This is a genomic window from Pseudomonas allokribbensis (assembly GCF_014863605.1).
Lineage (GTDB): Bacteria > Pseudomonadota > Gammaproteobacteria > Pseudomonadales > Pseudomonadaceae > Aquipseudomonas > Aquipseudomonas allokribbensis.
Genome location: NZ_CP062252.1, coordinates 741,536 through 756,340 on the forward strand (window position 1 = coordinate 741,536; position 14,805 = coordinate 756,340).

Annotated in this window: 14 protein-coding genes; 8 read left to right on the top strand and 6 right to left on the bottom strand. The window is 62.0% G+C overall.

Features of this window, described 5'->3' with window-relative positions:
- Positions 1 to 10: 10 nt before the first annotated feature.
- From accB to gcbA, 4 genes are all read right to left on the bottom strand, one after another.
- Positions 11 to 475: an acetyl-CoA carboxylase biotin carboxyl carrier protein gene (gene accB, locus IF199_RS03255; RefSeq protein WP_096819740.1), complete on the bottom strand. Its 465-nt coding sequence runs from the start codon at positions 473 to 475 to the stop codon at positions 11 to 13.
- A gap of 24 nt (positions 476 to 499) precedes the next feature.
- Positions 500 to 955 (bottom strand): type II 3-dehydroquinate dehydratase, encoded by a 456-nt coding sequence (gene aroQ, locus IF199_RS03260; RefSeq protein WP_096819739.1) that lies wholly within the window; start codon positions 953 to 955, stop codon positions 500 to 502.
- Positions 956 to 1,130: 175 nt separating this feature from the next.
- Positions 1,131 to 3,077, bottom strand: a complete 1,947-nt coding sequence (locus IF199_RS03265; RefSeq protein WP_192559669.1) for a methyl-accepting chemotaxis protein — start codon at positions 3,075 to 3,077, stop codon at positions 1,131 to 1,133.
- Between the two features lie 51 nt (positions 3,078 to 3,128).
- Positions 3,129 to 4,799: a diguanylate cyclase GcbA gene (gene gcbA, locus IF199_RS03270; RefSeq protein WP_096819737.1), complete on the bottom strand. Its 1,671-nt coding sequence runs from the start codon at positions 4,797 to 4,799 to the stop codon at positions 3,129 to 3,131.
- Between the two features lie 416 nt (positions 4,800 to 5,215).
- Here gcbA and IF199_RS03275 point away from each other — a divergent pair, with 416 nt between their 5' ends.
- The 6 genes from IF199_RS03275 (at position 5,216) to IF199_RS03300 (ending at position 11,903) form a co-directional block, all read left to right on the top strand.
- Entirely contained in the window at positions 5,216 to 6,283 is a 1,068-nt protein-coding gene (locus IF199_RS03275) for a DUF2333 family protein (RefSeq protein ID WP_096819736.1), read from the top strand.
- Between the two features lie 3 nt (positions 6,284 to 6,286).
- Complete coding sequence (locus tag IF199_RS03280) at positions 6,287 to 6,844, top strand: NUDIX hydrolase (RefSeq protein ID WP_192559670.1); 558 nt, start codon at positions 6,287 to 6,289, stop codon at positions 6,842 to 6,844.
- A gap of 187 nt (positions 6,845 to 7,031) precedes the next feature.
- Positions 7,032 to 7,403 (top strand): translation initiation factor Sui1, encoded by a 372-nt coding sequence (locus IF199_RS03285; RefSeq protein WP_096819734.1) that lies wholly within the window; start codon positions 7,032 to 7,034, stop codon positions 7,401 to 7,403.
- A gap of 219 nt (positions 7,404 to 7,622) precedes the next feature.
- Positions 7,623 to 9,536 carry an arginine decarboxylase gene (gene speA, locus IF199_RS03290; RefSeq protein WP_096819733.1) on the top strand — a complete coding sequence of 638 codons (1,914 nt, stop codon included), beginning with the start codon at positions 7,623 to 7,625 and terminating at the stop codon, positions 9,534 to 9,536.
- 232 nt (positions 9,537 to 9,768) lie between these two features.
- Positions 9,769 to 11,112, top strand: a complete 1,344-nt coding sequence (locus IF199_RS03295; protein ID WP_192559671.1) for a type VI secretion system Vgr family protein — start codon at positions 9,769 to 9,771, stop codon at positions 11,110 to 11,112.
- The gene (locus tag IF199_RS03300; RefSeq protein ID WP_192559672.1) at positions 11,109 to 11,903 is read left to right on the top strand and encodes a DUF4123 domain-containing protein; all 795 of its coding nucleotides are present in this window, start codon (positions 11,109 to 11,111) and stop codon (positions 11,901 to 11,903) included. The genes IF199_RS03295 and IF199_RS03300 overlap by 4 nt, the downstream gene beginning before the upstream one ends.
- Positions 11,904 to 11,922: 19 nt before the next feature.
- Here IF199_RS03300 and IF199_RS03305 read toward each other — a convergent pair whose 3' ends face one another.
- The gene (locus IF199_RS03305; RefSeq protein WP_096819730.1) at positions 11,923 to 13,272 is read right to left on the bottom strand and encodes an MATE family efflux transporter; all 1,350 of its coding nucleotides are present in this window, start codon (positions 13,270 to 13,272) and stop codon (positions 11,923 to 11,925) included.
- A 37-nt stretch (positions 13,273 to 13,309) separates the two neighbouring features.
- The gene (locus IF199_RS03310) at positions 13,310 to 13,603 is read right to left on the bottom strand and encodes a hypothetical protein (RefSeq protein ID WP_085732747.1); all 294 of its coding nucleotides are present in this window, start codon (positions 13,601 to 13,603) and stop codon (positions 13,310 to 13,312) included.
- A 145-nt stretch (positions 13,604 to 13,748) separates the two neighbouring features.
- Here IF199_RS03310 and IF199_RS03315 point away from each other — a divergent pair, with 145 nt between their 5' ends.
- The gene (locus IF199_RS03315) at positions 13,749 to 14,051 is read left to right on the top strand and encodes a MazG-like family protein (protein WP_192559673.1); all 303 of its coding nucleotides are present in this window, start codon (positions 13,749 to 13,751) and stop codon (positions 14,049 to 14,051) included.
- Positions 14,051 to 14,800 carry a methyltransferase gene (locus tag IF199_RS03320; protein WP_096819729.1) on the top strand — a complete coding sequence of 250 codons (750 nt, stop codon included), beginning with the start codon at positions 14,051 to 14,053 and terminating at the stop codon, positions 14,798 to 14,800. Before IF199_RS03315 ends, IF199_RS03320 begins: the two co-directional genes overlap by 1 nt.
- The last annotated feature ends 5 nt before the right edge of the window (positions 14,801 to 14,805 follow it).

The window sequence follows — 14,805 nt, forward strand, 5'->3', positions numbered from 1 at the left end:
TCTCCGCAGTTCAAACGATGGTGAACAGCGGTTGGTCGTACTCAACCGGCTGGCCGTCTTCGACGAGGATGGACTCGATCACACCGCTGGTTTCAGCTTCGATGTGGTTCATCATCTTCATGGCTTCAACGATGCACAGGGTGTCGCCTTTCTTCACGGTCTGGCCGACTTCAACGAAGGACGGCGAGGTTGGCGAAGATTTGCGATAGAAGGTGCCGACCATCGGCGAACGGGCAACGGTGCCGTTCAGCGCTGGAGCAGCAGCGGCAGCCGGAGCGGCGGCAGCGACTGGAGCGGCAGCGGCAACAGGTGCAGCGGCCGGAGCCTGCATCGGAGCCGGTGCGTAGTACTGCTGCGCCGGGGTCTTGCTGTGGCGGCTGATGCGTACGGACTCTTCGCCTTCCTTGATCTCGAGCTCGTCGATACCGGACTCTTCCAGCAATTCGATCAGTTTCTTAACTTTACGGATATCCATGAATCATCAACTCCCAAGGGTCGGTCAGGGGCGTATAGCTTGTTGTTCAAGCTGCTCTAGTGCAGCCTCCAGGGCCAGTCGATAACCGCTGGCGCCAAGGCCGCAGATCACTCCCACCGCTACGTCGGAGAAGTAAGAGTGATGGCGGAAAGGTTCGCGTTTGTGCACGTTGGACAAATGCACTTCGATGAATGGGATGCTCACCGCCAGCAGCGCGTCACGTAATGCGACACTTGTGTGTGTAAAAGCTGCTGGGTTGATCAGAATGAAGTCCACACCTTCGCCGCGTGCGGCGTGGATGCGGTCGATCAATTCGTACTCGGCGTTGCTTTGCAGGTACAGCAGGTGATGGCCGGCTTCACGGGCGCGGCGCTCCAGGTCCTGATTGATCTGCGCCAGGGTCGTCGACCCGTAGGTCCCGGGTTCGCGGGTGCCGAGCAGGTTCAGGTTGGGGCCGTGCAGCACCAGTAGCGTTGCCATCTGCGTGTTCCTTGTTATGGGTGAGCCTTCGTCAGAACCCGGCGACTATGCCGCAAAGACTTTGTGACTGTCCAGTTCTCTGCAATAGCCAGCACGATCTCCGATGTTTGCGCGAAATATGTGACTGAGTGATCAGATCCGGTCATTCGCGCCGCCAAACCCCGCAGAGTTGCGATCAGACGCGGAAAGCCTGAACCGCTGTATGCAGTTGCCCACCCAATACCAGCAGATTCTCGCCCTGTTCGCGTCCTTCGCCGATGCGCAGCAAGTTATCCCCACCCAATTGGTGAATCCGTTCGCTGTGATCGCGGATTTCGCTGACCGCGCTACTTTGCTGCGCGGTGACATCGGCGATGCGCACAGCCGTGTCGGAAATGGTCTGGATCGCGCCGACGATCTTGTCCAGCGCGCCGTCCGCCGATTGCGCCTGATTGGCTGTGGCTTCGGCGTGTTCAACCTGAGCGCGCATGCCTTCGACCGATTGTCGGGCCGCAGTTTGCAGGCCGGCGATCAAGGTTTGGATTTCTGCGGTGGCGCCGGCGGTGCGCTGTGCCAGTGAGCGGACTTCCTCGGCCACCACGGCAAAACCGCGGCCCATTTCCCCGGCGCGGGCGGCTTCGATCGCTGCGTTGAGGGCCAGCAGGTTGGTCTGGTCGGCAATCGAGCGAATCACCGTCAGCACGCCGCCGATGGTGGCCGACTCTTCGGCCAGATGCTCGATCATCTGCGCATTGCCTTGCACTTCCTCTACCAGCGCATGCAATCCGGTGAGGCTCAGGCCAATGACTTTTTGCCCATGCTCGACCGCCTGTCCCGCGTGACGGCTGGCGTCTGCAGCCTGACGCGCATCGCCGGCCACTTGCTGGATGGTCGCTTCCAGTTCGCTCAGGGAGTCGCGGATCAGTGCTGTATCGCCGGCCTGATGTTCGGCACCGCTGTGCAGGTCATTGCTCAGATCGGCGAGGGTGCGACTGCTGCCCGCTACTTGCTCTGCGTTGCCGCGAATCGTCCCGACCAGATCCACCAGATAGGCTCGCAGGCGATTGAGCGAGGCTTCGATGTCGTGGAGTTCGCGGTTGGTCTTGCCCAGATGAATGTCACGACTGAAGTCACCTTCGGCCCAGGTCGACAGCGCCGGTGCGAGGTTGGTCAGGGTACGGGCCAGGCGTCGCTGCAGGGTGTCGATCAGCAGGGCGATCAACAGGATCAGGCCGATCATCACGCCTTGCATCAGGCGGACTTCGCTCTGGATCTGGCCATGCTGGGCGCGCACCACTGGCTCCAGACCGGCGATGGCTTGTTGAACGGCAGCGATTTTCTGGTGGGTCGCCGTGCTGAGTTCAGTGCGCTTCTGGATCTGGTCGCGAGTGCGGGCCAGTTCTGCCGGGTAACGGCCGAGCAAACTGTTGAGTTCGCGTTTGAGGCCGACGCCGGCATCTTCGGCGACCGCTTTTTCAGTGCTTTCAATGCCCATCATCGAGGCGAAATCGTCGCTGCCGGATTCACTGCTGGTGACCACGCCAAGCAAGGGCAGGGCATCGATCGCCTGGGCCTGGGTGCGGATGTTGGTGACTTCGCGTTCGACGTCGGCGGCCAGTTCGCTGCGCCCGCTGCTGACCAGTTTGTCCCGGGCCAGCGACAACTTGCCCAGATGTTGAGAGGCCGCGAGCAGCGGCGTCAGGTAAGTCGCGTTGCCGCCGGCGTAGGTGCTGAGCTGATCGAGGCTGGCGCTCAGTTCGCGCTCGGCCTGCAACAGCAAGGCTTGCGGATCGCCGGCCAGCTTGCCGGCGGCGAGCAGGTCGGTCTTGCTGAATTCTTCAAGGCTCGACAGGCTCGGGCGCAGGGTGTCGGCCAACGCTGGCGGCAGTTCGCCGAGCTCTTTCTGCAGGCTGTCGATGGCCTGGCTGGCGCTGCTCAGGCGCAGGGCGTCGCCGCTACCGAGGTAGTCCTCGACGTTGCGCGCGACTTCATTCTGAAATTGCTGGGACAGCCCGAGGTAGCGCTCCATCAGCAGATAAGGGCGTTCGAGGGCTTTCTGCGACCACCACAGCGTGGCGCCGAGGGCCACGCAGACGGCGACCAGCAACAGCGTGTTGAGATTGGTGAGCAACTTCAGGCGCATGACGGCTACCAACGGCAGAAATGGTAAGCGCCTGAATTTATTGCGGTTCTGTTACAGGGTTATGACCGAATCGGTGGAATCCGGTGAAAAAGTGGCACTTTGCTTTGAGTCCCGCGCGGTCTGCACCCGATTGCGGCCTTCACCCTTGGCGCGGTACAGCGCCTCGTCGGCCTGGCTCGCCATCATCAGGCTGTCGGAATCGTCGTGCATCTCCACCACCCCGGCGCTGAACGTGCACCACAGATCGTGGGGTTGGGCCGGGTAATGGATTTCGGCGAAGCGCTGGCGAATTTCGTCGAGCACTTTGTGCGCGGCTTCTATATCGGTGTCGGGCATGACAATGGCGAATTCTTCGCCGCCGTAACGGCCGATGAAATCGGTCTTGCGCAGACGCTGCTTGAGGAACAGCGCCAGACTCTTGATCACCCGGTCGCCCATGGGGTGGCCGTGGCTGTCGTTGACCCGTTTGAAGTGGTCGATGTCGAGCATCGCAAAACTCAGCGGCTTGTTTTCGCGGCGGGCGCGGAACGAGCAGTCTTCCAGTAACTGAAGAATGTGCGTGTGGTTGTACAGGCCGGTGAGGCTGTCGCGGACCATTCGCGCCTTGAGATTGCGCGCACGCGCTGCGCGGTTGCGCACCGTGGTGATCAGGTGGCGCGGCTTGATCGGCTTGGTCAGGAAGTCGTCGCCGCCCTCGCTCATGGCGTCGAGCTGCTTGTCCAGGTCGTCTTCGGCCGACAGGTAAATGATCGGCACGCTGACGTAGCGATCGTTGTGGCGGATGACCTTGGCCAGTTCGGTGCCGGTGCAGGCTGGCATGTACATGTCGAGGATGATCAGGTCCGGCTGGAAGTCCGCCAGCTCGGCCATGGCCTGAATCGGCTCGATCAGCGTGCGGGTGACGATCCCGGCGCTGTTGAGCAGACGCTCGGTGTGCATCGCCTGGGCGCGGGAGTCGTCGATGATCAGCACTTTATAAGGTTCGTACTGGGCGACGCAGGTCAGGACTTCGATTTTTTCCAGCAGGCTCGAGGCTTCGAGGGTGCCGGTGAGAAACTCCTGACCACCGGCGCGCACGGCGGCGAGGCGGGTCGGGGTGTCGGTTTCATGCAGGCTGAAGAACAGCAGCGGCAACGGTTCTTCCAGACCTTGCTGGGCTTCGGCGGCGAGTTTCAGGCCGACGCCGGCGCCGCTGAAGTCCACGTCCATGACGATGGCGGCCGGCAGGCGCTCGACCATCGAGGAGCGAAACGCCGACACGCTGTCCAGCGCCTGGGCACTGAGACCAAAAAACTCAAGTTGCTTGGCCAGCCGCTCGGCGCGGTCGTGATCCTGAAGCATCACGTAGATAGGCTTGCGCAGGGGTGGCAGAAAGGTCTGGTCGAGCTGATCACCATGACGCAGGCCGGTGCGCGACAAGCGCTGCATCAAACGGTTGAGGTCGGTGATCAGGCCGCTGCTCAGGCGCCCGCGATTGGCGTCCACCGCTTCCAGCGACTGGCTGATGTGATGGGCGAGTTGAGTGTGCTCGGGCTGTTCGAAACGCTCGGCAAAACGCAACAGGCGCAGATTGGCCTCGCTCAGTTCGGCGAGGTCGGCAGTGGACCACTCACTGCGTTGCAGGCGCTGCCATATCTCAAGAATCTGACGTGCCTGATGAATTACCCGCTGGGCAAAGTGGTGCTTGAGGCGCTCACGGCTGGGGTCTTCTGGCTCGGTCATATCCTGACTACTAGTTAGGGTGCATGCTGAGATCGACTGGTGGCTCTATGCTAGCACCTCTTTCCGGTTACATGAGTGTCGTACGTCAATAATCTGCGGTGCGTCACCATTCAGTTTCCGACCGTCGGGTTTCAATCCGAACCGGATCGTCGGGAAAGTCCCCGTGAACAGGGCACTTCGTGGCGCATCGAGAACCAGCTTCTGCCGAAAGCGCGAAACGAAAACCTGAGGGTTCACAAATTTTTCCATCGGTATCGACAAGGTTTTCTCAGGGCGACGGGTATCAGGGAATCCCTTAGCGCACGACGGCAGGCCCAAAGAGTCACCCCCTGTCATTATTGACGGGTGCGGGCCAGAGGCACGTTGTTGTATGGTTGCTGTCGAACCGTTGAACCCAAGATTGAAAGGATATCGCCATGCTGGACTGGAAGAATCGCGCGGGCAGCGCGCCCGAACGTGCCGCCGAGCCGAAGTCGGCCGCGCGCAGCTATGTTGGCGGCCTGTTGTTCAGCCGCGCGCTGGCCACGCTGGTCGGTATTTATCTGTTGGTGACCATCGGCCTGGGCTGGTACTGGAGTGAAGAGCCGGCCCTGTTCCCCGTGGCGCAGAACGCACAGCTTGCCGCCGAGAAAGAAGGCAAGCAGATGGTGGTTGGCTACACCACCGTCGAAACCCTCAAGACCGTCGCCGGCACCCTGCTGAACAAGCCGGGCGGCTATATTTCCAATGACCGTTTCCCGCCGGGCCTGTGGATGGACAACATGCCGAGCTGGGAATATGGCGTGCTGGTGCAGGTGCGTGACCTGACCCGTGCCTTGCGCAAGGACTTCGCCCGCTCGCAGTCGCAATCGGCTGAAGACGCCGATCTGGCCAAGGCCGAACCGCGCTTCAACTTCGACAACAAGAGCTGGATCCTGCCGTCCAGCGAGTCGGAATACCAGGAAGGCATCAACTCCCTGAGCCGTTATCAGGCGCGCCTGTCTGACCCGACGCAAAAGAACGCGCTGTTCTACGCTCGCGCCGACAACCTGAACAACTGGCTGGGTGATGTCGGGACTCGTCTCGGTTCCCTGTCGCAACGCCTGTCGGCCAGTGTCGGCCGGGTCAAGCTCAACACCGCGCTGAAAACCGAAGTGCCGGCGGTGGGTGAAGTGCCACAGGTCGACGAGGAAATCGTCGAGACCCCGTGGATGCAGATCGACAACGTGTTCTATGAAGCCCGCGGTCAGGCCTGGGCACTGTCGCACATGCTGCGTGCCATCGAAGTCGATTTCGCCGACGTGCTGGCGAAGAAGAACGCCACGGTCAGCGTGCGCCAGATCATTCGTGAACTGGAGGCATCGCAGGAGCCGGTGTGGAGCCCGATGATCCTCAACGGCAGCGGCTTCGGGGTGCTGGCCAACCACTCGCTGGTGATGGCCAACTACATTTCCCGGGCCAACGCCGCCGTGATCGATCTTCGTCAACTGCTCAATCAGGGCTGAGTCATGAGCGACAACGCCAGAGAGGCGGCCCACCGCGCGGCCTCGGATGCCGAACAGATCGCCTGGGTCGACGAACAGGACAACCTGCTCGGCGCCCTGGTGCGCTCCGACCTTCGCGAGCGCGGGCTGATCGGGCGTGGCACCTACATCATGCTGTTCAACTCCGCCGGTGAACTCTGTGTTCATCGGCGGACCCTGAGCAAAGCCATTTATCCCGGCTACTGGGATGTGGCGGCAGGCGGCATGGTGCAGGCGAACGAGACCTACGCCGAGTCGGCGGCCCGTGAGCTGGAAGAAGAGTTGGGGGTGAGCGGCGTCGAGCTGACGGCCCACGACCATTTCTACTTCGAGGACACCGGGAATCGTCTGTGGTGTTCGGCGTTTTCAGCGGTGTGGGACGGGCCGCTGATCCTGCAGCCGGAAGAAGTGCTCGAAGCGCGCTTCATTCCGGTCGCCCAGGTCATGCTGGAAATCGAGCAAAAGCCTTATTGCCCGGACTCTCTGGCAGCCTTGAAGCGCTATCTGAAGGCTCAACAAAGCGACGTCGCAAAGAACTCATAAAATGGCGCCGATTGGCACTTAGCAATCGGCGTTTTTGCCGTTACACTGCGCGACCTTTTCAAGCTGTGCCGGCCTGCTTTACAGGAGCAACCGGCACAGTAGCGCTGCCCCTGCCTGAGTGGGGCTTCGCGGTCGATAGCCTTGCCCAAGGCTGCGATCAGTCTTTGTCCTCCCAAGAGGATTGCCGGTGGCCAAAAAAGCCGCATCCTTCGCCGCCCTGGGCGGCCTGGTATTTTCCACCGACGCAGGTCGTCATTGCCCGGAATGCAGTAAGCCGGTGGACGCCTGTATCTGCAGACAAACCGTGATCCCGGCCGGCGACGGCATTGCCCGCGTGCGCCGCGAGAGCAAGGGCCGTGGCGGCAAGACGGTGACCACCATCACCGGCGTGCCCCTGGCCGAAGACGCACTCAAGGAGCTGGCGACAACGTTGAAGAAACGTTGCGGCACCGGCGGTGCTTTGAAAGACGGGATCATCGAAATCCAGGGCGATCATGTCGAGCTACTCTTGGCCGAGTTGATCAAGCACGGTTTCAAGGCGAAGAAGTCCGGCGGCTAGCAGCCTCTGTGAAAACCACCAGCGGCTTGATCCGGCTCTGATTGTCATCAGTCCCGGCGTCGTCTCCATGGTTTTCACAGAGCCTGTTCATGACCGGTTTCTAAACTCAACGCTGTCAGCGCGGTCTACCGCCCCGCTGACGAACCGTCATTTTCATTCTTTAGACTGCGCCGGCCTGCAATCAGGCGACGCACTATGACTTCTTTATAGGGGACTTCGATGTCCGTACGACGCACACGCAAAGACGATGGCAGCCAATGGACAGTTGCGGACAGCCGCAGTGTTTACGGGATTCGCCATTGGGGGGCCGGGTATTTCGCGATCAATGACGCCGGTCGCGTCGAAGTTCGTCCGAACGGCCCGAGCAGTTCACCGATCGACCTGTTCGAACAAGTCGACCAACTGCGCAAGAGCGGTCTGTCCTTGCCGTTGCTGGTGCGTTTCCCCGACATTCTGCAAGACCGCGTCCGTCAGCTGACCGGTGCGTTCGATGCCAACATCGAGCGTCTGGAGTACCAGAGCAAGTACACCGCGCTGTACCCGATCAAGGTCAACCAGCAGGAAGCGGTGATCGAAAACATCATCGCGACCCAGAACGTCTCCATCGGTCTGGAAGCCGGCTCCAAGCCTGAGCTGCTGGCCGTGCTGGCGCTGGCGCCGAAGGGCGGAACCATCGTCTGCAACGGTTACAAGGACCGCGAGTTCATCCGTCTGGCGCTGATGGGCCAGAAGCTCGGCCACAACGTGTTCATCGTGATCGAGAAAGAATCCGAAGTCGGTCTGGTGATCGAAGAAGCGGCTTCGCTGAAGGTCAAGCCACAGGTCGGCCTGCGTGTTCGCCTGTCGTCGCTGGCTTCGTCGAAGTGGGCGGACACCGGTGGCGAGAAATCCAAGTTCGGTCTGTCGGCCGCGCAACTGCTGTCCGTGGTCGAGCGCTTCCGCGCTGCCGGCCTGGATCAGGGCATCCGCCTGCTGCACTTCCACATGGGTTCGCAGATCGCCAACCTGGCCGACTACCAGCACGGCTTCAAGGAAGCGATCCGTTATTACGGCGAATTGCGCAACCTGGGTCTGCCGGTCGATCACATCGACGTCGGTGGCGGTCTGGGCGTCGACTACGACGGTACCCACTCGCGCAATGCCAGTTCGATCAACTACGACATGGACGACTACGCCGGTGTCGTGGTCGGCATGCTCAAGGAATTCTGCGATGCGCAGAGCCTGCCGCATCCGAACATTTTCTCTGAAAGTGGCCGCTCGCTGACCGCACACCACGCCATGCTGGTGGTGCAAGTCACCGACGTCGAGAAGCACAACGACGACGTGCCGCAGATCGAGAACAAGGAGTCGCTGCCGGAAACCGTGCAATGGCTGGTTGATCTGCTCGGCCCGACCGACATCGAAATGGTCACCGAAACCTACTGGCGCGCCACTCACTACATGAGCGACGTGGCTGCCCAGTACGCCGATGGCAAACTGACCCTGGCCGAGAAAGCCCTGGCCGAACAGTGCTACTTCGCCGTGTGCCGTCGCCTGCACAACTCGTTGAAAGCGCGTCAGCGTTCGCACCGTCAGGTGCTGGACGAACTCAACGACAAGCTGGCCGACAAGTACATCTGCAACTTCTCGGTGTTCCAGAGCCTGCCGGACACCTGGGCCATCGGCCAGGTGTTGCCGATTCTGCCGCTGCACCGTCTCGACGAAGAGCCGCTGCGTCGTGCTGTCCTGCAAGACCTGACCTGCGACTCCGACGGCAAGATCAAGCAATACGTCGACGAGCAGAGCATCGAGACCAGTCTGCCGGTGCACGGGCTGAATGACGGTGAGGATTACCTGCTGGGTATCTTCCTGGTGGGCGCCTATCAGGAAATTCTCGGCGACATGCACAACCTGTTCGGTGACACCGACTCGGTGAACATCTACCAGAACGCCGACGGCAGCGTGTACCACGCCGGGATCGAAACTCATGACACCATCGAAGACATGCTGCGCTATGTGCACCTGTCGCCGGAAGAGCTGATGACCCACTACCGCGACAAGTGCGCCAGTGCCCGTATCAGCGCTACCGAACGTACCCAGTTCCTCGATGCGCTGCGCCTGGGTCTGACCCGTTCCTCCTACCTGTCTTCCTGACGTCAGGTTCCGAATCCATCAGGTTGTCTGAAATTGTTCCGCACGCAGCGGACGTTTCGGATGACCTGATGAGACTTCTCTTTTTCTGCTAGCGAATTGGCCTTCATCCTCACAAGAAAAGTGATGTTGTCTGCTTTTCGCGTAGGCCATTTCCTAATTTGTACTTCGGCTCTCTACTCGGCCATGGCTCTCGGCGAGAATCCCCGGCCGCCCCTCCTGTAGAGAATCGCCCATGTTCGATCCAGCCGACGAGTCGTCGTTTCGTCTCGATGTCACGGGTCTGTCCGCCCCGCTCGAAGTCCTGGCCTTTACCGGTTGCGAGGCGATCAGCGAGCCTTTTTCGTTCGAAATCGATCTGTTGATCGACGATCCTCATCTCGACCTTGCCGGCCTGCTGTACCGCTCGGCGCGCCTGTGCTTCGGGCCTTCGGGCAACGGCGTGCACGGACAGTTGCAGGGTCTTGTCCAGCACGAACAGGGGCATGGCGCCAGATTGTGCCGTGTACGACTGGGCCCGAAGCTGAGTTGTCTGGGCCTGCGCCATAGCCAGCGAATCTTCAGTGGCCGGTCGGTGCCGCAGATCCTCGATCAGGTGCTCAGGGAGCACGGTATCAGCGGCCATCAGCGCCGGTTCGAATTGCAGGCGGACCACCCGTCACGCAGGTTTTGCACTCAATACGGCGAATCGGACCTGCAACTGGTGCAGCGCTTGTGCGCGCAGTCGCGGATCCACTATCACTTCGAACATGGGCGCGAGAACCATTGCCTGGTGTTCGGTGACGATCCGGCGTTGCTGCCGCAAACGGGGACGGTGAGTTTCGCGGCGCAGGGGCGTGCGCCGGCGGTGCGCCGCTGGCTGATGCGGGAGCGGGTCCGAGAGCCCGGTGATGACGCCCTGCGGGCCCGAACGGCGCAGGGACACTCCGATGTGCCAACCCTGCGTTGCGGTCGGTGGCTGAGTTTGTCCCCGCGGCCGTTTGCAGAGTGCGACACCCACTGGCTGTTGACCCGTATCGAGCACCGCGCCGATCAGATGCTCGAACCCTCCTACAGCAACCGCCTCTGTGCCGCCGAGCAATTGCAGGCGTGTGAACCGGTCGTCGAACGTTCGGCATTGCGCATGGGCAGTTTGCAGCGGGCCTGGGTGGTGGCGGTCGACGAGCCGCAACCGGATCGCTCGCGGCCGGTCGCGGTGCAGTTCGACTGGCTCTATCAGGGCGAAGGGGCAAAACCCAGCCACTGCTGGCTGCCATTGGCTCCTGCGTTGGCGGATACGACGCTGACGTCATTGCGTGAAGGCGTCGAGGTGGTGGTGAGCTTTCTCGAAGGCGATCCCGAGCAACCGGTGATCAGTGGTGTTCTGCAGCCGGCGGCAACCACTGAGTGCCATGAGGATGACAAACCGCCGCCACTGCCCGACTCCCTGGCGAGTGAAGGCCTGGCGCCATGGCTGAAGACGGGCGAGCCCTTGCTGCTGCTGTGCCTGATGCCGGGAGGCGGCAGTTATCACCACTGCCGGGAGTCGGTGTGCAGCTGCCGACTGGTCGCCGGGTTCAGCCCTGGCGATGGACGATGAGTGGCAAGGCGCCGGGGCAGCGTGCGCAATGGCTGTTGCTGGATGTCGGGCATGCACCGCAGGCGTTGAGCGTATTGCGTCAGGCGTTCTCCGGCGTACCGAGTCTGAAGCTGTTTGACGGCACGGAGTTTCAGCCCGTGTGCGAGCAGGGGCCGTTGTTGGTCGATCTGCGCGATTGCCCGGTGTTGTCGGCGTTGTGTCACACAGACCCGCAGACCTGGTGCGGGCTGCTGCTGGGCAGTGATGCCTCGAGCGAATCACTGCGTGAACATTTGCAACGGATGCTGACGGTTTCCGTCGGCCTGAATCATCGTGCGCTGCTCAGTTACTACGACCGGCAGACCGCCAGTTACTTTTTCGACGCCTGCGATGCCCGCCAGTTGAGCCGCTGGCTCGGGCCGATCAGTTGGCTGCGCTGGTTCGGCGGCACCTGGGCCGACCGGGCGAGCGGCAGCCTGGGCTGGCAACAGCTGCGAAATCCGGGACTGGCCGTCGAGCCACTGAAGATTGAACAGGGGCTTACCCATCATCAACGTGAGCGCCTGCATCGCTGCCTGCTGGAGCAACATATCTGGCGCTGGAGCCAGTCGACGAGAACCGATTACCGCACGTTGTCCTCCCACGTTGAACAGGGCCTGACTTTGGGTTTCAGCGAGCGGGCCGTGCTGGACGACTGGTTGTGGCTACGCTTGCAGCATCCCTGGGCAGAACTGGTGCAACCGCCACAAGGATTGACCCAGCAAGAGCGGCTCGACCATCTGCGTCGACGCTGGCAGAACGATCCGGAGTGAGGTGCTCCCCTTCATCGCCTCAGTGAACGGTGCCGACAAACCAGCCGTCGTTGCGCCGCAGTCGCCACGCCAATGTGCCGAGAGTCAGGCTGCGCAGCACCATGAACAGCAGGAATGAAATCCACAGCCCGTGATTGCCCAGCCCGTTCAACGCCCAAGCGAACGGCACCAGCAGAGCGACCGTCAGCAGCATGCCGTTGCGCATTTCCCGGGCGCGGGTGGCGCCGATGAACAGACCGTCGAGCAAGTAGCTCCAGACCGCAATCAACGGCAGGACGGCAAGGTAAGGCAGGTAGATGAACGCGGTGTCGCGCACGCTCTGGATATCGGTCTGCATCTCGATGAACAGGTGCCCGGCAAACAGGAACAGCGCGGCGAACCCCAGGCTTGCGAGCAGCGACCAGCCGCCGGCCACCACCAGCGAACGGCGCAGGGCGAGGCGATCGCGGGCGCCGATGGCATGTCCGCACAAGGCTTCGACCGCGTGGGCCAGACCGTCCAGCGCATGGGCGGTCAACAGCAGGCCATTGAGCAACAGCGCGTTGGCTGCGACTGTGGCATCGCCCAACCGTGCGCCTTGCACGGTGATCAGGAAAAACACCGATTGCAGCGCCAGGCTGCGGATGAAGATGTCGCGGTTGACCCCCAGCAGGGGTCGCCAGCTCTGCCACAACCTCAATGCCGCCCAGACGATGTGCCCAGGATAGGCGCGCAGGGCCTTGCGGGTCAGCGCCAGACCGAGCAGGGCACCGCTCCATTCGGCGATCACCGAAGCCCGGGCCGAACCGACCACGCCCCAGTCCAGGCCGATGACGAACCACAGGTTCAGCACGATGTTGATCAGGTTGGTCGTCAGCAGAATCGCCAGCGGCGCCCGGGCGTTCTGGGTGCCGAGGAACCAGCCGACCAGCGCATAACTGGCCAGTGCCGCCGGCAGCCCGAACAGGCGGGTGTGGAAGAAGTCGCGGGTCAACTGATTGAGTTCCGGCGAAGGCTGCATGAAGTGCAGGGCGACACCGCTCAGCGGCACGCCCACGGCACCCAGCAGCAACGCCAGCCCCATCGCCAGCAACAGACCTTGCAGCAGGATCTGCCGCAGCGCCGCACCATCGCTGCGCCCAGCGGCCTGCGCGGCGAACCCGGTGGTGCCCATGCGCAGGAAGCCCATGGCCCAGGCCAGAAAGGTGTACAGGCTGGCCCCGACCGCCACCGCGCCCAACTGATGGGCGTGAGGCAGGTGACCGATGACGGTGCTGTCGACCAGCGCCACCAGCGGCACGGAAATGTTGGAAAGGATCATGGGGGCGGCGAGGGCCCAGACCCGGCGATGGGTCGGGCGGTCGCGCCAGTCGGCGGTCAGGTTGGACATGCGGGCTCCTTGGGGAGCGGCATTGTAGCGGGTGGGGTCAGTGAATGATCCAGCTCAGCAGCCACAACCCCAGCAGCAACCAGATGATTCCCGCAATGATCGACGCATTCATGAACGCGCGGATCGCCGACCACAGCAGCATCAGGCCGACGATCAACGCGATGATGCTGATAATCGAAGTGTCCATGCCCAAGGCCTTCGCCAGCCCGTCGACGAAGTTGCCGCCGGCATTGCCCAAGATGTTGAACAGGCCGCTCAGGCCGTCGACGATGAAGCGGATGATCGAGCCGAGCGCCTGGCCCAGCCATTCGAAAAAGCTTTCTACCTGCATGTTTGCATCCTGATGAAAGAGCTGAGCCTTGGGCCGCGCCGGGGGCGGCCGAGTTCCCTGCAAGCATAGAGGGTTTGCCGGGTGGTGGCTGCCCCTTGCCTTCGCGCAGCATCCCCCCGAAGCTATACGCCTTCAGGAGAAATCGATGAACCTTGTTGAACTGACCGAACGCCTGCACGCCATTCGCGACCGCAATGACTGGCGGCAATTTCACAGCCCGAAAAACCTGGCCATGGCTGCCAGCGTGGAGATGTCTGAGCTGGTGGAAATCTTCCAGTGGCTGACCGAAGACCAGTCGCGCGAATTGCCCGCGGACAAACTGGCCCATGCCGGCCAGGAAGTCGGTGATATCGTCCTCTATCTGTTGCTGCTGTGCAGCGAACTGGGGCTGGACATGAATGAAGTGGTGCGCAGCAAGCTCGCCGACAGCGAACGGCGGTTCAACTGATGAGCGACCGTCATTTCGATCAGTTGGCGACCCGTTTCGCCGAGAAAATCTACGGCGGTGCCAAAGGCGCGATCCGCCTCGCGGTGTTGCAGGCGGATCTTGCCGAAGCCCTGCCGGATCGCCCGTTGCGGGTGCTGGACATCGGCGGTGGTCTTGGCCACATGTCGCTGTGGCTGGCCGAGCGTGGGCACGACGTGACCTTCACCGAGCCGGCCGAGCCGATGCTCGAAGGCGCGCGTCAGCGTTTCGCCGAGGCCGGGCAGACCGCAACGTTCATTCAGGCGCCGTGGCAGGAGCTGCTCGGTCAACTCACCGAACCCTATGACGTGGTGATCTGCCACGCCGTGCTCGAATGGCTGGCCGAACCCCATGCGATCCTGCCGGTGCTGCATCAACTGACCAAGCCCGGCGGCTGGCTGTCGCTAGCGTTCTACAACCGTGATGCGCTGGTTTATCGCAACCTGCTCAAAGGCCATTTCAAGAAAATGCGCAAGAACGACATGGCCGGCGAGAAGCAGAGCCTGACCCCGCAGCAGCCGCTCGATCCACGGGAGCTGGCCGCGCAACTCGAAGGGTTGTGGCAGGTCGAAACTCAGAGCGGGGTGCGGGTTTTCCACGATTACATGCCGGTGGAATTCCAGGCCCGCGCCGAGTTGATCGATTTGCTCGAGATGGAGCTCGCCCACCGTCGTCACCCAAGCTTCGCCGGGCTTGGGCGTTACTTGCACTGGATCTGCCGGCCGATCTGATCGGA